Genomic DNA, 22,302 nt, shown 5'->3' on the forward strand with positions numbered 1-22,302 from the left:
TCGATCGCGTTGTATGCATCCGAGTATCGATCCGTTGCCTTATCGTGGCAAACGAATAAAATTGAGAAATTCCATAAGCCGGATTGATAAATCATGCACCCCGAGTTCGATGTCGATCTGCTGCGTACCTTCGTCGCCGTCGTCGAGGCGGGCAGCTTCACGAAAGCGGCTGTCACCGTGCATCGCTCGCAGGCGGCAGTCAGCATGCAGATCAAGCGGCTCGAGCGAATGCTCGGCACGACGCTTTTTGCTCGCGATACACGCAACCTCTCGCTGACGCGGCCCGGCAATACGCTGCTCGAATATGCGCGGCGCGTGATCGATCTGCACGAAGAAGCGTGGTCGGCCATCGTGCGGCCCGAGGTGACGGGGCGCGTCGTGCTCGGCGCGCCGGACGATTACGTGTCGTCGCTGTTGTCGCCCGTGTTGCGGCGCTTCTCGAACCTGTATCCGCACGTGGAGATCGAGATCGTCTGCGCGCAGAGCACCGCGCTCGCGCCGATGCTCGCGGACAACAAGATCGACCTCGCATTCGTCACGCGCGACCGCAAATTGCGCGGCGAATTCGTGCGCAGCGAGCCGATGGTGTGGGTCGGAGCATCCGAAGATACGTCCGTGCTGAACGTGTCGCCGTTGCCGGTCGGGCTGTACGAGCCCGGCTGCGTCGCGCGCACGAATACGCTCGCGGCGCTCGACCGGGCACGCATCCGGTATCGCGCCGCGTACAGCAGCGCGAGCCTGAGCGGCCTCGTCGCGACCGTCGACGCGGGGCTTTCCGTAATTGCGCTCGCGCGCTGCAGCGTGCCGTCGCGACTCGCGATTCTTGGCGCCGAGCAAGGCCTGCCTGTGATCGAACCGCTCGACATCGTCGTCGCGCGCAGTGCGAAATCGGATCGCCCGACATGCGACTATTTCGCCGCGCAGATGATGCAGGACCTGTCGGTGCGCGGGTCGCCGCGCGAGACGCGGGAGGCGCGCGAAGCGCGAGCGAGGGCGTGACGCCTGGCTTGCATGCCGCGCTTACGCCGTATGCTGGCGACGGCAACCGCCACGCGCATTGACGGAGTTGTTAATAACGCGGGCCCGCGTTTTGCGGCCCATCATGACATCTGACGAAAGCGCGAACGCGTGCCTTGCGCGTGTGTCGAACGGACACAAACGAAGCAGCAAGTCGAGACGAACGTCACACATCAGACACATGACAGGAGGGCCAGCCATGAAAACACGTACTCTCTGCGCCGCGCTACTTACCACCGGCCTGTTCGTGAGCAGCGCGAGCTTCGCGCAACTAAACCTTCAGCAATTCGGCATCGGCGGCGGCAATTCGTCGGGCAATGCGGGCGCGGCCGCTTCGTCGGGCGGGATCGGGCAATTGCTGCAGACCTACGTCGGCGCAAACCAGCAGGTGTTGAGCGGCCAGTCGAGTCTCGCATCGGCGATGGGGCTCTCGGGCGCCGCGAGTCAGGCGCAGCAGGCATCCGGACTGTTGAGCGGCGGCACGCCATCGGTTAGCCAGTTGTCGCAGGTGGGCAGCACGCAGCAGTCGTTGTCGCAGACGCTCACGCAGGCGTTCACGAGCCGCGCATCGGACCCGTCGACGCCCGTCGACAAGCAGGCGTTCACCAACGGCCTCACATCGCTCGGCCAGGGCGTGAGCCAGTATTCGAGCCTGCAATCGAGCCTCGGCAGCGTCGGGCAGATGAATCCGTCGTCGTTGCTGCAAGCGGGCATGAATCCGCAGACGGCGCAGGCCGCGTCGTATATCGCGCAGTCCGCGCCGGGGCAGTTACAGTCGCTCGCGTCGACGTTGAGCGCGGCCGTGCAGTTCGCGTCGAGCCATGGCATCAGCGTGCCGTCGATTGCGACCTCGGCGCTCAAAGGTTTCTGACGCGCATTCATGGTGCTCAGGCGGCGCGTGATGCATTGCAGCGTCTTGCAATCCGTCATGTGTCGCCACGCGCGATGCGATGATCGGCGCGCATCCGTTCGACCGTTCGTAAATGGGCCTTCGCATATGAGGGCTTCGCGCACGGCGCGGGTCAATGACGGTACGCTGTCGCTCATCCCTACAGCGCGCATACAAGCAGGTAACCAGCGGCAACGCCACCCACGCTAACCAGGAGCACCGGATGTCCAGCACTCTTGATCTCGACCGCTATTTCAGGCGTATCGGCTATACGGGGCCGCAGGCCGCGACGCTCGACGTGTTGCGCGAGCTGCAACGCCTGCATCCGTTGTCGATCCCGTTCGAAAACCTCGATCCGCTGACGGGCCGCCGCGTCGATCTGGATCTGCCTGCCGTCGTCGACAAGCTGATCGAGCGGCGACGCGGCGGCTATTGTTTCGAGCAGAACCGGCTGTTCGCGCATGTGCTGATGCAACTCGGCTTCGATGTAACGCCGATGATCGCGCGAGTGCTGTGGGGCCGCGAGCCGGACGCGATCACGCCGCGCACGCACATGCTGCTGCGCGTGACTGTCGACGATCAGCCGTGGATCGCCGACGTCGGCTTTGGCGCGGTCACGCTGACGTCGCCGTTGCGGCTGCAAACGGGCGTCGCGCAACAGACCGCACACGAGCCATTCCGTCTCGCCGATGCATCGCAGGGCGCGTTCGATCTCGAGGTGCTATCGGGCGAAACGTGGCTCAAGACGTATCGTTTCGACCTGCAGCGCGCGGAGTGGATCGATTACGAGGTATCGAACTGGTACACGTCGACGCATCCCACGTCGTTCTTCACGACGAGCCTCGTCGTATGCCGCGTGACACCGGAAGGGCGGCTGACGCTGTACAACGACCGTCTTACCGCGCGTTCGATAGACGGCGAAGCGATCGAGCGCCGGATCGAAAGTGCGCACGAGCTTGAAATATGCCTGCGGGACACGTTCCTGATCGAGCTTGGCGATATCGATGTCGCGGAGATTTATCGGCGCGTGTCGACTGAAAACGCTTCATAGGTCGAGGGTGATGATCGCGCGGCTCATCGTTCAGACGGTGTTGTGGCTTGCGGGCATGGGTGCCGTGCTGTTCGGCGCGGCGGGCACGTTCGCGTGGCCGGGGGCGTGGGGTTATCTGTTCGAAATGGGCGCGCTGGGGCTGTGGGTCGGGGTGTGGCTCGCGGGCCACGATCCGGCGTTGCTTGCGGAGCGGCTTGGTTCTTTTATTCAACGCGGGCAGGGCGCTTGGGACAAGTTCTTCATGGTGTGCGTTGCCATTGCGTGGTGCGCGTGGCTCGTGCTGATGGGATTCGATGCGCGGCGGTTTTATTGGTCGTCGATGCACCCATCGCTGCAGGTTGTGGGTGTGCTTGCTATTCTGGTTAGCATGGTTGCTATGCGGTCGGTTTTTCGTGCTAATAGCTATGCTGCGCCCGTTGTGAAGATCATGGCTGAGCGTGGGCATAAGGTTAGCGATAGCGGGCCATATGCGTACGTGCGGCATCCGATGTATGCGTGGGCTATTTTGTTTCTGTTCGGCACGCCGTTGTTGCTGGGCTCTTTTTGGGGGCTTGCCTGTGTGCCGTTGCTGGTCGTTGGGCTTGCTTATCGCGCAGTGCTCGAGGAGCGCATGCTGTGCGAGCAACTCGCGGGCTATAAGGAATATGCTGCGCGGGTTCGGTATCGGTTTGTGCCGTATGTGTGGTGAATTTTTTGTTTGTTTGTCTGCGACGCTGGGTGGTTCGCTTTGCTTTGCGCTGGCATCCGGTTTGGTTTTTTCGCCTTTGCGCTGGCATCCGCGATTTGTTATCTAGCTTCAGGCGTCGCCCCTGTGCGGGGCGGCACCTACTTTTCTTTGCCGCCGCAAAGAAAAGTAGGCAAAAGAAAGCGGCTCACACCGCCAGCACTTGTGTTTGCCTGAGGGCCCCCAACCGGTCTTACGCTTCACACGGCAGCGTCTCTGCTGGCGCTCGTTGCCAACGCTTCGAATGAACGCCTCACCCGCTTCGAATATCCGTACTCGGGCCAGCGGCAGCGAATGGTATGTGCCGCTCAGGTGGCAAACTGTGTGTAGGTTGTCGCGTCGTATAAGTTAGCGCTCTTGCAGGGTGGGACACGCGTGCTATCGGTCCGGAGTGGTGCGTATGGAGCACAGAGGGCCGACACACAGTTTGCCACCTGGGCGGCGGAGGATTATCTGGCACGGCATGCAGTAATGCGGGTGCGCGAAGCGGGTGATGAGTATCGTAAGAGCGTTAGCAACGAACGCGAATCGAGAAGTTGCCGCGTGAAGCAAGGGACCCGTTGGGGGCCCTCAGGCAGAAATAAGAATTGGCGGTGTTAGCCGCTTTCTTTTGCCTACTTTTCTTTGCGGCGGCAAAGAAAAGTAGGTGCCGCCCCGCACAGGGGCGACGCGTGAACGGCAAACACCGTAACGCGGATGCCAGCGAAAAGCCCAAAAAAACCAAACCGGATACCAGCGCAAAAGCCAAAGCAAACCACCCGGCATCGCAGATAAAAAAACCCCAAAACCCATCTTCAAGGAACGCTCATGGCAAAGACCACAATCGCGGATTACCTTGCAAAAACCCTAGCCGCCGCAGGCGTAAAACGCATATGGGGCGTCACAGGCGACAGTCTGAACGGCCTGGCATTCAGCCTCGACCAGGTGGGCTCAATCCGCTGGATGCACACTCGCCACGAAGAAGCAGCCGCCTTCGCTGCAGGCGCCGACGCCGCCGCAAGCGGCCAGCTTGCCGTCTGCGCAGGCAGCTGCGGCCCAGGCAACCTGCACCTGATCAACGGCCTATACGACTGCCACCGCAACCAGCAACCCGTCCTCGCGATCGCCGCGCACATTCCGTCGACGGAAATCGGCCTCGGCTACTTCCAGGAAACGCACCCGACCGAAATCTTCAAGGAGTGCAGCCACTTCGCCGAACTGATAGTGAACGCTTCACAATTTCCGCGCGTACTCGAGCGCGCCATGCGCACCGCAATCGAGCAGCGCGGCGTCGCCGTGATCGTGCTGCCCGGCGATATCGCGTTGAGCGAAGGGCCGTCGCTGTCGCCCGTCTGGAATGCGACCGCGCCGTCCGCGATCCTGCCGCCCGACAGCGAACTCACCAAACTCGCGACGATGCTCAACGACTGCGAAGCGGTGACCATCATGTGCGGCAGCGGCGTCGCGGGCGCCCACGACGAAGTAGTCAAACTCGCCGACACGCTCGGCGCGCCGATCGTCCACGCGCTGCGCGGCAAGCAGTTCATCGAGTACGACAATCCGTTCGACGTCGGCATGACCGGGCTGATCGGCTTCAGTTCCGGCTATCACGCGATGATGTCGTGCGACGTGCTGCTGTTGCTCGGCTGCGACTTTCCCTACCGGCCGTTCTATCCGCCCGACGCAAAAGTCGTGCAGATCGACTGGAAGGGCTCGCAGCTCGGCAAGCGCGCGCCGCTCGCGATGGGCCTCGTCGGCACCGTGAAAGAGACCGTCGCCTCGCTGCTGCCGAAGCTCAAGCGCAAAGACGACCGCACCTTCGTCGATATGGCCACCGCGCACTACGAAGAAGCACGCCGCGATCTCGACGAGCTCGCCACGCCTTCCGACCCCGGCGCGCCGATCCATCCGCAGTATCTGACGCGCATGATCGACGAAGCCGCCGGCGACGACGCCATCTTTACGGCCGATGTCGGCACGCCCACGCTCTGGGCGGCGCGCTATCTGACGATGAACGGCAAGCGGCAGCTGCACGGCTCGTTCAATCATGGCTCGATGGCCAATGCGATGCCGCAGGCGCTAGGCGCGCAGGCGGCACATCCGGGGCGGCTGGTGGTGTCGCTATCCGGCGACGGCGGGCTGTCGATGCTGCTCGGCGATCTGCTCACCGCGCGCCAACTCGAATTGCCCATCAAGGTCATCGTGTACAACAACAGCCTGCTGGGTTTCGTTTCGATGGAGCTGAAGGCGGGCGGCTATCTCGACACGAACGTCGACCTGAGCAAGACCGATTTTGCGCAAATCGCGAAAGGTGCGGGCATTTTTTCGCTCCGCGTCGAGGATTCCGAAGAACTGGAGGGCGCGCTGAAACAGGCGTTCGCGCATAAGGGCCCGGCGCTCGTCGACGTCGTCACGGACAAACATGAACTCGCCATGCCGCCGACCATCGAACTGTCGCAGGCCAAGGGGTTCAGCCTTTACATGCTGCGCGCGATTCTCAACGGCCGCGGCGATGAAATCGTCGAACTGGTGAAGACCAATTTGCGCTGAAAGCTGCAAAACGAAAAGCGGCGCGCCTCGTCAGGCGATGCGCGCCGCGTTGCAGTGCAGCGAGGCGCCATTGCAGTCTCGTCGCAAAGGTCTATAACAGAAGCAGCAGTGCGGACCTCTCTGCGCAGCCGATAGTCAAACGATCAGAAACCGGCGTTTTCGCGCCGCGCTGCGCCGCCCGACAGACTCGGGGGCTTTGAGCCAATCAATCGCATATAGAACAAAAGCACGTTGCGGCGCGGGTGGCCGCTGCGCGCGATTTCACGCCTGCGGGCATCGGTCGAAACGATGCGGATGGCGCAGGCGTCGATGGGCGTCCGGCGAATCGTGATGCAGGGCGTGGCGATTCGTCTGCATGGAAGGAGTTCGACATGAAGATCCTGATGGCGTTACCCGTGGCGGGCGCATTGCTGATGGCCATCCCCGTCGCGACGATGGCCGAAGACATCGCACAGAGCAGCGATGCGTCGAAGGCCACGATGCAGAACAATGCGAATGCGTCGGCGCAAGCGACGACGGATATGTCGTATGGCGGCGCGATGGATACCCGCACTTCGTCGGGCAGAACGATGCAGTCTACGCGTAGTTGCTCGACTGGTACGCAATGCAACATCTATTTCGGCAACTGATTCGATGACCTGCAATACGCGCGCGGCGCGCCTTGTGGGCGCGCCGCTTCGCATTCAGCGCTCGCGTTTGGCGTGAGCGTCGACGGTCACTGCTGTGCGTGCTTCGCGGCATCCTCGATCACGGCCGCGACCTGCTGCGGACGCGATTCGTAGACCGAGTGGCTTGCGCCCGGAATCACCGTCGTGTGGCTATGCGCGCGCTCGTAGTACCAGCGCTCCAGATCAGGATTGATGATCTTGTCGCTGCCCGCGACGATGCCCCAGCTCGGCTTGGTCGTCCAGGCCGCTGCCGTCAGCGGCTGCGAGAACACTTTCGCGGCCGTCAGCATCTGCGATTGCGCTTCGAACTGCGCCTGCTTCAGCGGCAGATCGCCAGCGAAGTCCTTCGGGAACACGGACGGATTCAGATACGTGTAGCCGTCATCCGTTTTATCGATTGCGCCCGGCTGCTTCGACGTATAGCTGGGCTTGCCCTTGCCGAGCGTGGCTTCGTCTTCGCCGACGTTCGGCGCATGCGCGGCGACATACACGAGACCGACCACATGCGGATCGACGCCTGCTTCCGTAATGATGGAGCCGCCGTAGCTGTGGCCGACGAGAATGGTCGGGCCGTTTTGCAGATCGAGGACACGCTTCGTTGCTGCGACGTCGTCGTCGAGCGAAGTCAGCGGTTCCTGCACAAGCGTGACGTGATAGCCGTCTTTGGTGAGGATGTCATAGACGGGCTTCCAGCCCGAACCGTCCACCCAGGCGCCATGAACCAGAACGATATTCTTGACGGGGCCGTGCGCCGGTTGGGCGTCCTGCGCCATCGCGCCCGACGAGGCGAGAAGACCGGTCGACAACGCAAGGGCAGCGGCTACGTGCAACGAACTTTTCACAAGAGACTCCGTAAATCAGGAACAGAAACAGGTAACAGACCAGAAAGGGAGGCTGGCGCGACCCTGCGCCTGACAGTGGGGCGCGGGGTCATGTGCGCGCCACTTAGCTGCCGAAGAAAATATTGCAGTAGCTGACGGGGCCGACACACGCGTTGTTGTTCGAAGCGGAACGCGAGGACTTGCCCGACGACGACGTACCCGTCATCGCGACGCCGCCAACTGCGTTGTTCGTCAGATTGTGGTTGTCCTGCGCAGCGATCTTCGCTTCGGCAGCCTGGATGTCGGACGGATAGTTGATGTCCTCGCCGCGGCCCGGTTGATAGCCGGCCTGTTCGACGCGAACCAGATCGGCGCGAACTTCGGCACGGGTGACGGGGCCATTCGATTGCGCGAAGCTCAGAGCGGGAGCGGCGAGTGCGCCGGCTGCGACTGCGAGGCAAACAAAAATCTTCTTCATGATGTAACTCCAGAATGAGTGTGTTTAAACGTAGGGCTCATTTGCATGTCGAAAATACTGTTTCGGCATCCTGAACGAATTGTGTTCAATCCGATTCGGTGAATGAGCTTGAAAACGTCGTTAAAGCTTCTGCATCAACTGCTGCTGTCGTACGGCTGTCTGGTCGTGCCCTTCTGTCAAACCTGTTTCGATGTCGCTTGCTACATAGAGGCAAACACAGCGACTTCGACTTTCATTCCCGGCAAGCCAAACTTTTTGTTGCGGAGCGGATGGGCCTGGTTAATTCAGCCCTGGTAGTCCGGCTCCTGCGCCAGCCATCAGATCGGCCAGCGGTGCATGTAATGTAGTGCGATGGCGGTCTGCGCTCCAGCCGTACATACGAACAAGTCGGGACCTACTAACGTTGCATCGCATGACCGTCTGGATGCTGAAAACACTGCCAGGTCATGCGCGTGTCTGACGCGATGCCGCTTCGCAGATGAGCGGATCAGGCCAAAGGTTCCCGCCCGCCATACCAACGTATGACTGCGGCGCGGCTGCCCGAAAGTTGGCTTTCGCTTCTGCAAGGTTCCCGGCCCAGGGCTTTGGGTGCCAATCCGGTGCAAAGGCGGCACCGTAATCGTCAACCTGTCTAGTCAGCTGCACCAGCGTGGCGCGACTGAAACAGCCGCTTGTCCGGTCGGTCGAGCCCGTGTGAATCCCTTTGTATAAGGGCTTACCCGAAGAATTCAATAATTTTTCGGGATTTCAGTTGCGATCATTTTTGACCTCATGCAGACTTGTCTATACATGTCCGGCACGCGACAAGCGAAGGGACCCGTTCAGACGAAAAGGAGATTCGACGTGAAGGTGAACAAGGCAAGCCGCACTATGTTGTCGAAAGTATTGATGGGCGCGGTCCTCGGCGCCGTGGCGCTCGCTGGCGCGCCCGCGCAGGCGAAGGAATGGAAGTCGGTGACGATCGCGCTGGAAGGCGGCTACGCGCCGTGGAACCTCACGTTGCCGGGCGGCAAGCTGGGCGGCTTCGAGCCGGAACTGGTCGCCAACCTGTGCGAGCGCATCAAGCTGCAGTGCAACCTGGTTGCACAAGACTGGGACGGCATGATTCCTGGTCTGCAGGCAGGCAAGTTCGACGTCTTGATGGACGCGATCTCGATCACGCCCGAGCGTGAAAAGATCATCGCGTTCTCGCGCCCCTACGCGGCAACGCCTGCTACGTTCGCCGTCTCCGATACCAAGGTCATCCCGAAGGCCACGCCGGGCGCACCCGTCGTCAAGCTGACGGGCGACCCGAAGACCGACAAGCCGACCGTCGACGCGCTGCGCAAGCAGTTGAAGGGCAAGACGATCGGCATCCAGTCAGGCACGGTCTACACTAAATTCATCAACGAAGGCTTCAAGGACATCGCGACGATCCGCGTGTACAAGACCTCGCCGGAACGCGATCTCGATCTGGCGAACGGCCGTATCGACGCATCGTTCGACGACGTCACGTACTACGCCGCCAACTCGGACAAGAAAGAGTCCGCGCAAATCTCGATGGCAGGACCGAAGATCGGCGGCCCGATCTGGGGTCCGGGCGAAGGCCTCGCGTTCCGCAAGCAGGACGCCGACCTGAAGGCGAAGTTCGACACGGCCATCGCCGACGCGCTGAAGGACGGCACCGTGAAGAAGCTCTCCGACAAGTGGTTCAAGACCGACGTCACGCCTTGATCGATAGCCGTATGCGCGCGCCGCAGTGGCGCGCGCTTGCTCGAACGACCTGTTTCAGCGAAGCAGGTCAATCAACGAAAGCAGGGATGAGGAGTAAGCCATGGCTCTGATCGAGACGCTCGGCTTCGGGCAGGAAGGCTGGGGCGGCGTGCTGCTGCTCGCGGCATTGATGACCGTCGCGTTGACGCTCGCGGCGCTCGCAGTCGGCGCCGTGTTCGGCGCGATCATCGCGGCCGCGAAGCTGTCGCGCTTTCGCACGGCGCGCGTGCTGGGCGATCTGTACACGACAGTGTTTCGAGGCGTGCCCGAGCTGCTCGTCATCTATCTGTTCTACTTTGGCGGCTCGACGCTCGTGACCACGGTTGGCCAGTGGTTCGGCGCCGAAGGCTTCGTCGGCGTGCCGCCGTTCGTGATCGGCGCGCTGGCCGTCGGCATGATCTCGGGCGCGTATCAGGCCGAGGTGTATCGCTCGGCTGTGCTCGCGGTGTCGAAGGGCGAGCTTGAAGCGGCGCGCTCAATCGGCATGCCGACCATGACCATGGCCCGACGCATTCTGATCCCGCAAGTGCTGCGTTTCGCGCTGCCGGGCATCGGCAACGTGTGGCAGCTGAGCCTGAAAGACTCCGCGCTGATTTCGGTGACGGGTCTTGCCGAGCTGCTGCGCGCGAGCCAGATCGCCGCCAGTTCGACGCACCAGTACTTCCTGTTCTTCGTCGTGGGCGGCGCGCTGTATCTGGTGATGACGGGTATCTCGAACCGCGTCTTCAACCGTGCCGAAGCACACGTGGGCAAATCCTTCCGGCGCAACTTCGCGCGTAACTGACGACGGAGCGCCACCATGTCTTTCGATTTCGACTTTTTGCTCGACACGCTGCGCCAACTGCTCGGCGCCGTGCCGACCACGCTGGGTCTGTTCTTCGCGTCGCTGGTGCTGGGCGGGTTGCTGTCGCTCGTGATCGTCACGATGCGCGTGTCGCCGCACTGGCTGCCGAACCGCTTTGCGCGTGCGTACATTCTCGTGTTTCGCGGTTCGCCGCTGCTGATCCAGATGTTTCTTGTCTACTACGGCCTCGGCCAGTTCGGCGTGATCCGCGAGAGCTTTATGTGGCCCGTGCTGCGCGAGCCGTATGTGTGCGCAGTGCTCTCGCTCGCATTGTGTACGGCAGGCTATACGGCGGAAATCATTCGCGGCGGTCTGATGGCCGTCCCCGTCGGACAGATCGAAGCGGGTTATTCGATCGGCCTGTCGGGCATTTCGCTTCTGCGCCGCATCATCGGTCCGATTGCATTGCGCCAGTGCCTGCCCGCGTACTCGACGGAGGCCGTGCTGCTCGTCAAGTCGACGGCGCTCGCGAGTCTCGTCACCGTGTGGGAAGTGACGGGCGTCGCGCAGCAGATCATCCAGCAGACGTACCGCACCACTGAAGTGTTCATCTGCGCCGCGCTGATCTATCTGTTCCTGAACTTTGTCGTCGTGCGCCTGCTCGGTTTGCTCGAACGGCGTCTGTCGCGTCATCTGCGCGCAGCGCCCGTGAACGCTGCGCCGCGCGCGATTCCGTCCGCTACCGAAGCACGTCGTGCCGCACCCTGACGGCCCATCCAGGAGAATCTCATGAACGCTACGGCACCCGTTGCACTGTCGGTCAAGAACATTCACAAGTCGTTCGGCGACCATCACGTTTTGAAGGGCATTTCGCTCGACGCGCATGAAGGCGACGTCATTTCGATTCTCGGCGCAAGCGGCTCGGGCAAGAGCACGTTCCTGCGCTGCCTGAATCTGCTCGAAACGCCGGACGATGGCAGCGTTGCGCTCGCGGGCGAAACGCTGAAGATGAAACGCCGCAAGGACGGCAAGCTGCAACCGGACGATCGCAAGCAGGTCGACCGCATTCGCTCGCAGCTCGGCATGGTGTTTCAGAACTTCAATCTGTGGTCGCACATGACCGTGCTTGACAACCTGATCGAAGGGCCGATGCGCGTGCAAAAGCGTAGCCGCGCAGAAGCTGTCGAAGAAGCGGAAGCATTGCTCGCGAAGGTCGGCCTTGCGGAAAAGCGCGGCCACTATCCGGCGCATCTGTCGGGCGGTCAGCAGCAGCGCGTCGCGATTGCGCGCGCACTTGCGATGCATCCGAAAGTCATGCTGTTCGACGAGCCGACTTCCGCGCTCGATCCCGAACTGGTCGGCGAAGTGCTGCGCGTGATGCGCTCGCTCGCGGAAGAAGGCCGCACCATGTTGGTCGTCACGCACGAAATGGGTTTTGCGCGGCACGTATCGAACCGCGTGATGTTCCTGCATCAAGGGCAAACGGAATGCGACGGCACGCCCGACGAGGTGTTCGGCGACCTGAAGTCGGAGCGCTTCAAGCAATTCGTGTCGAGCCATCATTCGCGCACCGCGAACTGAGCGAGTTCGCTCCGCTTGAGAACCTGAGACTCAACAAACATTAGAAAAGCAGTACACGTACCGAGAAAGGCAACATCATGGCAGTCATCCGATCCGACCGTCCTCTGAACTGGCGCGAACTGGCCGCGGTCGCGGCGGGCGAGCCGCTCGAACTCTCCGACGCGGCGCGCGCGCGCATCGCGGCCGCGCGCGTGCTCGTCGAGCAGATCGTCGAGCGCGGCATTCGCGCATATGGCGTGAACACGGGCGTCGGCGCGCTGTGCGATGTGATCGTGTCGCCGTCGGAACAGCGCACGCTGTCGCGCAACATATTGATGAGCCACGCGGTGGGCGTTGGCGCGCCGCTTGGCGTCGCGGAAACGCGCGCGATCATGGCCGCCGCGATCAACAACTTCGCGCACGGTCACTCGGGCATTCGTCTCGAGGTTGCGGATCAGCTGGTCGCCTTGCTCGATGCAGGTTATATCCCCGAAGTGCCCGCGTTTGGCTCCGTCGGTTATCTGAGCCATATGGCGCATATCGCGCTGGTGTGCATCGGCGAAGGACATGTGCGGCACGGCAGCGAACGCATCAGCGGACGCGAGGCGCTCGCGCGGCTCGGGCGCGAGCCACTCGTGCTCGAAGCGAAAGAAGGCTTGAGCCTCATCAACGGCACGCCTTGCGTGACGGGACTCGCGGCGCTGGCGCTGGCGCGCGCCGAACGCGTGCTCGACTGGACCGACGCGATCGCGGCGATGAGCTTCGAAAACCTGCGCGGGCAGCTTGCCGCATTCGATGCCGATTCGCTCGCGTTGCGCGTGTCGCCGGGATTGAATCTGGTCGGTGAGCGGATGCGTAATGCGCTTGCCGAGAGCGGCATTCTTGCGTCGGTGGTCGGTCAGCGCACGCAGGACCCTCTTTCGATGCGCACGATTCCGCACGTACACGGCGCGGCGCGCGACGTGCTCGATGCGACCGTTGTCGTCGTGAACCGCGAACTCGCGTCGATCACTGACAATCCGATCGTTGCAGGAACGCCGGATGCGCCTCGCGTATATTCGCAGGCACATGCAGTGGGCGCGTCGATCGCACTGGCGATGGACAGTCTCGCGACGGCCATCGCGCAAGTCGCGGCGATGGCCGAGCGCCGTCTCGACCGGCTCGTGAATCCGCTCGTGAGCGGTTTGCCCGCGTTCCTCGCGGAGCCGGGCGGAACGTGCTCCGGCTTCATGATCGCGCAGTACACGGCCGCTTCGCTGGTCGCGCAGAATCGGCGGCTGGCCGCGCCCGCAAGTCTGGATGGCGGCATCACGTCGGGCTTGCAGGAGGACCACCTGTGTCACGCGACGCCCGCCGCGCTGAAGGCATTGGAGATCGTCGACAACACCGGCCGCATCATTGCGATCGAGTTGCTGGCGGCGGCGCAGGCATACGACCTGCAACCCATCGACGCATCGCGCGCGCCGCACACGGACGCGTTGTGGCGCAGGGTGCGCGCCGTCGTGCCGACGTATCGCGACGATCGTCCGCTGGCCGACGATATGGCTGTTGCGTTCCGCCTGATCGGCGAGGCAGCGCCGCCGTTGCCGCCCGCTTCGGGCAACCTGCCGTCGACGCCGGCACCCGGCGATCACACGGGCTTTGCCGCGCACGCCGCGAATGATCCGAAGGCTGCCGCGCAGCACGCACCGCAATCCGCCGCATAAAAATGCGATCAACCCACGAGGTCGACGTGAACATGACGATAAACGGGCACCTGGAGACGGCAGAGGAACATTCCGCTGGCGCGCGCACGACGCCTGCCAAAGCGATGCCCGCGTACGAGCAGATCAAGCGTTACGTGATCGCGCGGATCGAAGAGGGCGTCTGGAAACCGGGCGGATTGATTCCGTCGGAAGCGGAACTGGTGAAAGAGTTTGGCGTCGCGCGTATGACGGTATCGCGCGCGCTGCGCGAGTTGACGACGGAGCGCGTGCTGACGCGCGTGCAAGGCTCGGGCACGTATGTCGCGCCGCAACGCTATGAATCGACGGTACTCGAAATCCGCAATATTGCCGACGAGATCACCGCGCGCGGCCACCGCCATTCGGCGCGTGTGCTGACGCTCGAAGTGAGTGATGATCCGCTCGCGCTCGATGCGCTGGTGCTCGCAAATGGCCCCGTGTTCCATTCGCGCATCGTACACAACGAAGAAAGCGAGCCGATTCAATACGAAGACCGCTATGTGAATCCGAGTGTGTTTCCGGATTACCTGAATCAGGACTTCACGGTCGAAACGCCGAATCACTACATGGTGCGTCTCGCGCCGATCCAGCGCGCCGAGTTTCGCATCTACGCGCAGAAGCCTACCGCGCATGTGCGCCGCCATCTGATGATGGAGATTGGCGAGCCTTGTCTGATGCTGTGGCGCAGGACATGGGTTGGGGAGCAGGTCGCGACGTCGGTGCAGTTGTGGCATCCGGCTTCGCGGTTTCATCTGGCGGGGAATGTGTAGGGTTTTTTTGCTGCGCTGGCATCTGCGATGCGCTGGGTGGTTTGTTTTGGTTTTACGCTGGCATCCGCGCTTTGTTAGCGTGCTTCAAGCGTCGCCCCTGTGCGGGGCGGCACCTACTTTTCTTTGCCGCCGCAAAGAAAAGTAGGCAAAAGAAAGCGGCTCACACCGCCAACATTTCTTCCTGCCTGAGGGCCCCCAACGGGCCTTACGCTTCACACGGCAATCACGTAATCCACGTCCGTTGCCAACGCTCTGAATAAGCGCCTCACCCTCTTCACGCGCACGCGTCGGAGCACTCCGTGCCAGATATTCCACCGCCGCCCAGGTGGCAAACTGTGTGTAGGCCGTAGTACTGCACACGTCTCACTCCGGACCGATAGCGCACGCGTTCCACCCTGTAAGAGCGCCACGCTATACGACGCGACAACCTACACACAGTTTGCCACCTGGGCGGCACATACCATTCGCTGACGCTTGCCCGAGTACAAGTATTCGAAGCGGGTGAGGCGTTCATTCCAAGCGTTGGCAACGAGCGCAAACAGAAAGGCTGCCGTGTGAAGTGTAAGACCCTGTGGGGGCCCTCAGGCAAACACAAGAGTTGGCGGTGTTAGCCGCTTTCTTTTGCCTACTTTTCTTTGCGGCGGCAAAGAAAAGTAGGTGCCGCCCCGCACAGGGGCGACGCTTGAAGCACGCTAACGCATCGCGGATGCCAACTCCAACCCCAAACCACCAACAACTGTGAGAGATTGGCCAGCAATTCAACGCGTAACGAGCGCAGAGAAGTCGAGAGGCAATCAAGGCGCCCAGCTTGAAAACACTACCCCTGTCTCTGCGACGTATCCGGCGCAAACCGGCATCCAAGCCTATATCGCGAACCCGGATGCACGAACCGCGCAAACGTCACCGCGACGCCGCTCGTCCACGTGCGCCGCATCAGCGTGAGGCAGGGCTCTTCCGGCGCGATCTGCAGCAACTCAGCTTCGGCGCGGCTCGGCAGACCCGCATCGACGACATGCTCGACGTCATGCGCCGGCACGACGCTGAACAGGTATTCGGAAGGACGCACGGCCGCAAAATCCTGCTCGATGAAATCCGGTGCGATGGCGGGATTCACGTAACGGTCCTCGAGTTGCACGGGCAAGCCGTTCTCGCGATGTACGCAGATCACATGAAACACCGACGCGCCCAACGGCAGCCCCAACGCATTCGATACGTTGACAGGCGCCACCTCGCGCTGCATGAGCACGGTCTGATAGCTGTACTCGTGGCCACGCGAGCGGATCTCGTCGCCGATATGCGCGATCATCAGCAACGTCGACTGCGGCTTGGATTCGGCGACGAACGTGCCGACACCCGACACACGCGTCAACAAGCCTTCGTTCGTGAGTTCGCGCAACGCGCGGTTGACCGTCATCCTCGACACGCCGAGCGATTCGACGAGATCGAGTTCCGATGGAATGCGATCGCCCGCGCGTCGTTCGCCGGAGTCAATCGTGTTGCGGATGTACTGTTTGACCTGCTCGTAGCGCGCGGCAGGGGCGCCGTTCGGTGCATCGGGTGCCATCGCGTGAGCATCCGGCCCGCGAGACTTGCGTGCTTTCGCAAGGGCTCGCGTGCGCAGCTTGTCGCGGATGGCGGGGGCGGGCATCGGTTTTTATCGGCCGAGGCGGGCGCTCATACCGGGTCCGCGCTGTCCGCGCCGCGCGACCAGAATGCGTTGCGGTCGAAGTAGTTTTGCAGGAACTGGCGCAGGCGCGGTTGGTTCGCATCGTGAAAGACATCTTGCGGCTTGCCTTGCACGGCGATGCGCCCCTGGTCGATGAACACGACCTTGTCGGCAACCTGCGCCGCGAAGCCCATTTCGTGCGTGACGACGGCCATCGTCATGCCGTCGCGCGCAAGCTGCTTCATCACTTGCAGCACTTCGCCGACGAGTTCCGGGTCGAGCGCGGAGGTTGGCTCATCGAACAGCATGATGTGTGGTTCCATCGCGAGCGCGCGCGCAATCGCGACGCGCTGCTGCTGACCGCCCGACAGCTTCGCGGGATACGCGTCGCCCTTGTGCGCGAGGCCGACCGTTTCGAGCATCGCGTTGGCGCGCTTTTTCGCATCCTCGCGCGACAGGTTCCGCACGCGCAACAGCGCTTCCATCACGTTGCCGAGCGCCGTCATATGCGGCCACAAGTTGAACTGCTGGAACACCATGCCGACGTTGCGGCGCACGCGGTTGATCTCGCCCTGCGACGCGCGCACGCGCTTGCCGTTGCGTTCCGTATAACCAAGCAGCTCGCCTTCGATACGCACATCGCCGTGATCGTAAGTCTCCAGCGCGGCGAGGCAGCGCAGCAGCGTGCTCTTGCCCGAGCCCGACGGCCCGATGATGCACACCACTTCCGAGCGCTTGATGTCGAGATCGACGCCGCGCAGCACTTCGACGTCGCCGAAGCGCTTGCGCAGATCGCGCACATCGATCAGCGGCGCCTGGCCGGATTGCGTCATATCGAGCGTAGAAGAAGCGGGCATGTCGACGAGTGCATTCATGATGAACCTTGATTATCGATTACGCCATGAAGCGGGCAACGCGCGCTTCCGCCCACATGCCGGCGCGCGACGTGAGTTCGACGAGCGCGAGATAGCACACGCATAGCACGAGCAGGGTCTCGACGAACGCGAAAGTCGCCGAGCCGATGCCCGTCAGCACGAACGTCAGCTCGGGCACGGTGACGATCGACAGCACGGCCGTTTCCTTGCTGAGCACGATGGTCAGGTTGGTCAGCGCGGGCACGATCAGCACGAGCATTTGCGGCACCTGGATGCGCAGCACCGCTTGCCAGCGCGTGAGGCCGAGACATGATGCGGCTTCGAGATGTCCGCGCGGTATCGATTGGAAACCGGAGCGGAACGCTTCCGCGAAATACGCGCTACCGTACAGGCCGAGACCGAGCACGCCCGCTGTCAGCGGTTCGAGCGTCAAGCCGAACGACGGGCCGCCGTAGTAGAGCAAAAAGAGTTGCACGAGAAACGGCGTGCCGCGAAACAGCTCGATATACACGCGCAACATGCCGCGCACCCAGCGCCCGCAAAAGAGTTGCAGCACGGCGATCAGAAAGCCGATCAGCAGACCGAGCGCGACACCGATGATCCATGTGCCGAGCGTCGTCGCGAGGCCAGCGGCGATGGGCTGCAGATTGTGCGTGATGACGGTGGGATCGAATTGCTGCATCGTTCGGTCCTCAAGTGTGTTGCAGCCGATGCTCGGCGGCGTGCGCGACCAGCGCAAGCGCACCGCAGATCACGAAGTAGATCAGTCCCGCCGCGACATAAGCTTCCAGCAGCCGGTACGTGCTGGCCGCGATGTTCTGCGCGGTGCGCGTGATTTCGGCCACGCCGACCACGGAGATCAGCGACGACGCCTTGATCAGCAGCACCATTTCGTTGACGAGCGAAGGCAGCGTCATCCGAAAAGCTTGCGGAACCTGAATGCGGCGCAGCATGTCGATCGGGGAAAGGCCTAGCATGCGCGCCGCTTCGATCTGGCCCGGCGGAATGTTCAGGAAGCCGCCGCGCAGTATCTCCGCGATGTACGACGCCGAGCAGAGTGACACTGCGCTGATCGCGGCGACGATGGGCGATACGTTGATGCCGACGAACGGCAAGAGGTAATAGACGAGCAGCAGTTGCACGAGCATCGGCACGCCGCGAAAGAAGAACACATACGCGCCGCCGAAGCGTTGCGCAATTGGCTTCGACGACAGCCGCGCCGAGCACACGCCAATGCCGACGAAGAAGCCAATCACCAGCCCCGTCAGCGAAATGCCGATCGTCGCGAGCGCGGCTTGCAGAAGCAGCGGAAAACCTTGAGCGAAAACGTGGGCGCTGAACATGGCCTGTTGCCTGCAAGAAAGGACATGTATGCGGCGCGCCGGAAAGCGGGTGCGCCGCGCGATTCAGGGCATCAGTAGTTGGGCGTAGGCATCGTGGTGGGCGCGTCCATGGCCACGCCGAACCATTTCTTCTGCAACGATGCGAGACGGCCGTCGCTATGCATCTTGACCAGCGCGGCGTTGAACGCGTCGGCGAGCGGCTTGCTGTCGGCATCCTTGCGCAGGCAGTATGCGAAGTACACTTTCGCGCCGAACGGCGGCGTCACGACGGCGAATGCTTCGGGGCGCTGTTTCGCGACGTAGGCGATGTTGGTCATCGAGTTGGCGACGGCAGCGATGCGGCCCGCTGCGAGATCCGCATACGCCTGATTGTTGTCGACGTATTCGCGCACTTCGGGCTGCTTCGGCAGTGTCGCGATGTAGGCCTTCAGCTGATCGAGCTGCGCAGAGCCTTTGCCAGCGCCGACAATCTTGCCGGCGATGTCCGATGATTGCTTGAGCGACGTATCGTTGGCGCGCTTGAGAAGCGCGTCGGTCGCGTCAGCGACGGGCAGCGTGTACGTATAGCGTTCCATGCGTGCCTTCGTCACCGTGAGCGGGCCGCCCACCATGTCGAACTTGCCGGCTTCGAGTCCGGGCAGCACGCTCGGCCACGGCAGATCGATGAAGCGCACCTTCACGCCGAGTTCTTTGCCAACTTCGGCGAACAGGTCCTTGTTGAAACCAGCCTGCTGGCCGTTCTCGAGGAAGTCGAACGGCGCGAACTGCATCTCCGTGCCGACCACGAGTTCGCCCGCCTTCTTGACCTTCGCGAGTTGATCTTCCGCGTGCGCGCCGACGCTGGCTACGGACGCAGCGGCGCAGAACGCCACCATCGCGAGACGACACTTCCAGCCTGCAAAGATACCCATTGAGATTCTCCCGTTGGCAAAGTGTGTCGCGCTCGACGTGGCGGGGCGCGAATCATGCGAGGCAGTATATACCGCTGGTTTTGCGCGAAAAAAATAATCGCATGCTGTCAAACCCTAATGCCGCTGGCGTATCTTCTGCAGATGATTGAAGCTGGGTGCAACGCAACTTGCGATTGCGCTTTTGGCGGTATATACAACGTGAAACTCTCGCCGATCCGCATGCGGTGTGCGCGGCGATGTATCGAAGCGTGTATCGATGCATGTATCAAATAGTCATTTCAATCTTCGTGATGAAGGAGTTCCGCAATGCAGCCAGCCACTCGCATTCCGATTGTCGATCTGGCCGGCGTGCGCGCCGGTGACCGCGATGCGCTTGCGCGCGCGGGCCGCGAGATACGCGACGCATGCACGACCATCGGCTTTTTCTACATCATCAATCACGGCGTGCCGGAAGCGGTGATCGATCGTGCGGAACAGGCGGCGCGCGAGTTCTTTGCGTTTCCCGTCGAGACGAAACGGCGCGCGGCGGTGAATCATCGGCATCGCGGCTTCAATGCGCTCGGCGACGCGACGATGTATCAGGCAAAGCGCCCCGATTACAAGGAGTTCTATAGCATCGGTCTGGAGTTGCCCGAGAGCGATCCCGATGTGCTCGCGGGCCAGGCGCTGCGCGGGCCGAACAACTGGCCGGACTTCATGCCTGCGTTGCAGCCCGCGTTGTATGGCTATTACGAGGAAGTCGGTGCATGCGGTGCGGACCTGCTGCGCGCGGTGGCGACGGGCCTGGGCGTTTCTGAGGATTTCTTCGCTCCGCGTTACACGAAGCGGATGCAGCGCACGCAGATGGTCTACTATCCGCCGCAGCCGCCACAATCTGATGATGACCAGTTCGGCGTCGCGCCGCATACCGATTACGGCTGCATCACGCTGCTGTGGCAGGATCAGGTTGGCGGGCTGCAGGTGCGCGAGATCGCCAACGAAACATGGATCGAGGCGCCGCCCATTGAAGGCAGTTTCGTCGTGAATGTCGGCGATCTTCTGGCGCGCTGGACGAATGACCGCTTCCGCTCGACGCTGCATCGCGTGATCAACGCGTCGGGCCGCGAGCGCTATTCGATCGCGACGTTCTATGATCCGACCTATACGTCGAATGTCGATCCGCGCGATCTCGGCACGCCGGAAGCCGACAGCAAATACGAACCCGTCGCTGCGGGCGACTATATTCTGGGCCGCATCAACAGTTCGATGGGGTATCGGAAGAAGCTCGCCGCAGAGCAAGGAACGACATAAGGAACCGCATGACAGTGAACGAACGGGCCGCGCTCGCATCGACTTTGGCCGCGTTGCGCGAGGCGTTGGGCGACGACGCGGTGCGCGTGGGCGATGAAATCGGCGAACGCTCGATGACGGACTGGACGCGTCACGAACCCACACGTCCCGCCGCCTTGCTGCTGCCGCGAACGACAGAGCAGGTCGCACGCGCGCTGATGATCTGTAACGACGCTCGCCAGAGCGTGGTGCCGCAGGGCGGCATGACGGGCCTTGCGGGCGGCTCGATTCCGCGTGCGACAGATATTGCGTTATCGTTGGACCGTCTTGCTGGCGTCGAGGAAATCGACAGCGCAGCGGCGACCATCACCGTGCGCGCCGGCACGACCTTGCAGGCCGCGCAGGAAGCGGCGGCGCAAGCGGGCTTCGAACTCGCGCTCGATCTCGGCGCGCGCGGCTCGTGCCAGATCGGCGGCAATCTCGCAACGAATGCGGGCGGCAATCGCGTGATTCAATCGGGCACCGCGCGCGATCAGGTGCTCGGTCTCGAAGTCGTGCTGGCGAACGGTGCGGTGTTGAGTTCACTGAACAAGATGGTGAAGAACAACACCGGCTACGACCTGAAGCACTGGTTCATCGGCTCGGAAGGGACGCTCGGCGTGATCACGCGCGCGGTGCTGAAGCTGCAACCGCAGCGCGCGTCGCGTCATACGGCGCTCGTTGCGCTGAGCGATTACGAGCAGGCCGTCAGTCTGCTGCGCCGGCTCTCGACGCGCTTCGGCAACGACATCGGCGCCTTCGAGATCATGTGGCCGGACTTCTTCGACTTCGGCGTGAAGCTGACGGGCGCGCGCTCGCCATTTGCCGAAGCGCATCCGTTATATGCATTGATCGAGCATGCGAGCTTCGATGCCGATGACGACGGCTCGCGTTTTTCCGGCGTGCTGATGGAGGCGCTTGATGAAGCCGCGATCCGCGACGCCGTGATCGCGCAGTCGGTTGCCGATACGCGCGCGTTGTGGGCGATCCGTGAATGCACGGCGGAATTTCCCGTCAAGCTTGATCCCATCAACTTCGACGTGAGTTTGCCGATCGGCGAGATCGGCGCATTCGTCGATCGTTGCCGCGCGGCGATCGACCGCGCCTGGCCGGGCAACGAGTCGTATTTCTTCGGCCATATCGGCGATTCGAATCTGCATGTGACCGTCGACGGGCATTCGGTGCCGGGCGTTGATCATCATGACGTGTATGCGCTCGTCTATGACATGCTTGCACCGCTGCGCGGGTCGGTGTCGGCGGAGCACGGCATTGGCTCGCTCAAGCGCGAGTTCCTGCCCGTGTCGCGCTCGAACGAAGAACTCGCCGTGATGAAGGCGATCAAGCATGCGCTCGATCCGAATGGGATTTTGAATCCGGGTAAGTTGTTCTAGCGTTTTTATGCACACGACGGTTCGTCATGAATGCGACAGCA

General features: G+C 62.3%; 22 protein-coding genes. 14 read left to right on the top strand and 8 right to left on the bottom strand.

The features are described from left to right. Positions 1–93 precede the first annotated feature (93 nt). The 4 genes from C2L65_RS20905 to C2L65_RS20920 all read left to right on the top strand — a co-directional run bounded on the left by C2L65_RS20905 (position 94) and on the right by C2L65_RS20920 (position 3,645). Positions 94–999: a LysR family transcriptional regulator gene (locus C2L65_RS20905; protein WP_042315469.1), complete on the top strand. Its 906-nt coding sequence runs from the start codon at positions 94–96 to the stop codon at positions 997–999. 217 nt (positions 1,000–1,216) lie between these two features. Beyond that, a complete protein-coding gene (locus C2L65_RS20910; RefSeq protein ID WP_042315468.1) occupies positions 1,217–1,888 on the top strand; it encodes a hypothetical protein in 672 nt (223 codons plus the stop codon). 241 nt (positions 1,889–2,129) lie between these two features. Further along, entirely contained in the window at positions 2,130–2,957 is an 828-nt protein-coding gene (locus C2L65_RS20915) for an arylamine N-acetyltransferase family protein (RefSeq protein WP_042315466.1), read from the top strand. A gap of 10 nt (positions 2,958–2,967) precedes the next feature. Further along, the gene (locus tag C2L65_RS20920) at positions 2,968–3,645 is read left to right on the top strand and encodes a methyltransferase family protein (protein ID WP_042315465.1); all 678 of its coding nucleotides are present in this window, start codon (positions 2,968–2,970) and stop codon (positions 3,643–3,645) included. A 606-nt stretch (positions 3,646–4,251) separates the two neighbouring features. Here C2L65_RS20920 and C2L65_RS45565 read toward each other — a convergent pair. Beyond that, entirely contained in the window at positions 4,252–4,479 is a 228-nt protein-coding gene (locus tag C2L65_RS45565; RefSeq protein WP_156132411.1) for a hypothetical protein, read from the bottom strand. Positions 4,480–4,488: 9 nt separating this feature from the next. Here C2L65_RS45565 and poxB point away from each other — a divergent pair, with 9 nt between their 5' ends. Beyond that, positions 4,489–6,210: a ubiquinone-dependent pyruvate dehydrogenase gene (gene poxB, locus C2L65_RS20925; protein WP_042315463.1), complete on the top strand. Its 1,722-nt coding sequence runs from the start codon at positions 4,489–4,491 to the stop codon at positions 6,208–6,210. A gap of 371 nt (positions 6,211–6,581) precedes the next feature. Further along, positions 6,582–6,839, top strand: coding sequence for a hypothetical protein (locus C2L65_RS20930; protein WP_042315472.1), 258 nt, complete (start codon positions 6,582–6,584; stop codon positions 6,837–6,839). Between the two features lie 86 nt (positions 6,840–6,925). Here C2L65_RS20930 and C2L65_RS20935 read toward each other — a convergent pair whose 3' ends face one another. Both C2L65_RS20935 and C2L65_RS20940 read right to left on the bottom strand, forming a co-directional pair. Beyond that, positions 6,926–7,720: an alpha/beta hydrolase gene (locus C2L65_RS20935; RefSeq protein ID WP_042315461.1), complete on the bottom strand. Its 795-nt coding sequence runs from the start codon at positions 7,718–7,720 to the stop codon at positions 6,926–6,928. Between the two features lie 103 nt (positions 7,721–7,823). Continuing rightward, positions 7,824–8,177 (bottom strand): DUF4148 domain-containing protein, encoded by a 354-nt coding sequence (locus C2L65_RS20940; RefSeq protein WP_007587157.1) that lies wholly within the window; start codon positions 8,175–8,177, stop codon positions 7,824–7,826. 870 nt (positions 8,178–9,047) lie between these two features. On the opposite strand from C2L65_RS20940, the gene C2L65_RS20945 reads away from it, so the two are divergent. The 6 genes from C2L65_RS20945 to hutC (C2L65_RS20970) all read left to right on the top strand — a co-directional run bounded on the left by C2L65_RS20945 (position 9,048) and on the right by hutC (C2L65_RS20970) (position 14,767). Next, entirely contained in the window at positions 9,048–9,890 is an 843-nt protein-coding gene (locus tag C2L65_RS20945) for a transporter substrate-binding domain-containing protein (protein WP_042315471.1), read from the top strand. A gap of 100 nt (positions 9,891–9,990) precedes the next feature. Next, complete coding sequence (locus tag C2L65_RS20950) at positions 9,991–10,713, top strand: ABC transporter permease (protein ID WP_007587161.1); 723 nt, start codon at positions 9,991–9,993, stop codon at positions 10,711–10,713. Between the two features lie 15 nt (positions 10,714–10,728). Next, positions 10,729–11,481 (top strand): ABC transporter permease, encoded by a 753-nt coding sequence (locus C2L65_RS20955; RefSeq protein ID WP_042315460.1) that lies wholly within the window; start codon positions 10,729–10,731, stop codon positions 11,479–11,481. 21 nt (positions 11,482–11,502) lie between these two features. Next, a complete protein-coding gene (locus tag C2L65_RS20960; RefSeq protein WP_007587171.1) occupies positions 11,503–12,294 on the top strand; it encodes an ABC transporter ATP-binding protein in 792 nt (263 codons plus the stop codon). A 77-nt stretch (positions 12,295–12,371) separates the two neighbouring features. Then, the gene (locus tag C2L65_RS20965) at positions 12,372–13,979 is read left to right on the top strand and encodes an HAL/PAL/TAL family ammonia-lyase (protein ID WP_042315458.1); all 1,608 of its coding nucleotides are present in this window, start codon (positions 12,372–12,374) and stop codon (positions 13,977–13,979) included. Positions 13,980–14,011: 32 nt separating this feature from the next. Next, entirely contained in the window at positions 14,012–14,767 is a 756-nt protein-coding gene (gene hutC / locus C2L65_RS20970; protein ID WP_042315470.1) for a histidine utilization transcriptional repressor HutC, read from the top strand. A gap of 817 nt (positions 14,768–15,584) precedes the next feature. Here the strand turns inward: hutC (C2L65_RS20970) and hutC (C2L65_RS20975) are convergent. From hutC (C2L65_RS20975) to C2L65_RS20995, 5 genes are all read right to left on the bottom strand, one after another. Further along, positions 15,585–16,331: a histidine utilization transcriptional repressor HutC gene (gene hutC, locus C2L65_RS20975; protein WP_007589468.1), complete on the bottom strand. Its 747-nt coding sequence runs from the start codon at positions 16,329–16,331 to the stop codon at positions 15,585–15,587. Positions 16,332–16,441: 110 nt separating this feature from the next. Beyond that, positions 16,442–17,308, bottom strand: coding sequence for an amino acid ABC transporter ATP-binding protein (locus C2L65_RS20980; RefSeq protein WP_042314731.1), 867 nt, complete (start codon positions 17,306–17,308; stop codon positions 16,442–16,444). A gap of 19 nt (positions 17,309–17,327) precedes the next feature. Next, the gene (locus tag C2L65_RS20985; protein ID WP_042314742.1) at positions 17,328–17,990 is read right to left on the bottom strand and encodes an amino acid ABC transporter permease; all 663 of its coding nucleotides are present in this window, start codon (positions 17,988–17,990) and stop codon (positions 17,328–17,330) included. A 10-nt stretch (positions 17,991–18,000) separates the two neighbouring features. Beyond that, positions 18,001–18,651, bottom strand: a complete 651-nt coding sequence (locus tag C2L65_RS20990) for an amino acid ABC transporter permease (protein ID WP_042314732.1) — start codon at positions 18,649–18,651, stop codon at positions 18,001–18,003. 71 nt (positions 18,652–18,722) lie between these two features. Then, positions 18,723–19,562, bottom strand: a complete 840-nt coding sequence (locus C2L65_RS20995; protein WP_042314733.1) for a transporter substrate-binding domain-containing protein — start codon at positions 19,560–19,562, stop codon at positions 18,723–18,725. 306 nt (positions 19,563–19,868) lie between these two features. On the opposite strand from C2L65_RS20995, the gene C2L65_RS21000 reads away from it, so the two are divergent. Continuing rightward, entirely contained in the window at positions 19,869–20,852 is a 984-nt protein-coding gene (locus tag C2L65_RS21000) for an isopenicillin N synthase family dioxygenase (protein WP_042314734.1), read from the top strand. Positions 20,853–20,860: 8 nt separating this feature from the next. Then, the gene (locus C2L65_RS21005) at positions 20,861–22,261 is read left to right on the top strand and encodes an FAD-binding oxidoreductase (RefSeq protein ID WP_042314735.1); all 1,401 of its coding nucleotides are present in this window, start codon (positions 20,861–20,863) and stop codon (positions 22,259–22,261) included. The last annotated feature ends 41 nt before the right edge of the window (positions 22,262–22,302 follow it).

The sequence above is a fragment of the Paraburkholderia terrae genome (genome assembly GCF_002902925.1).
GTDB lineage: Bacteria > Pseudomonadota > Gammaproteobacteria > Burkholderiales > Burkholderiaceae > Paraburkholderia > Paraburkholderia terrae.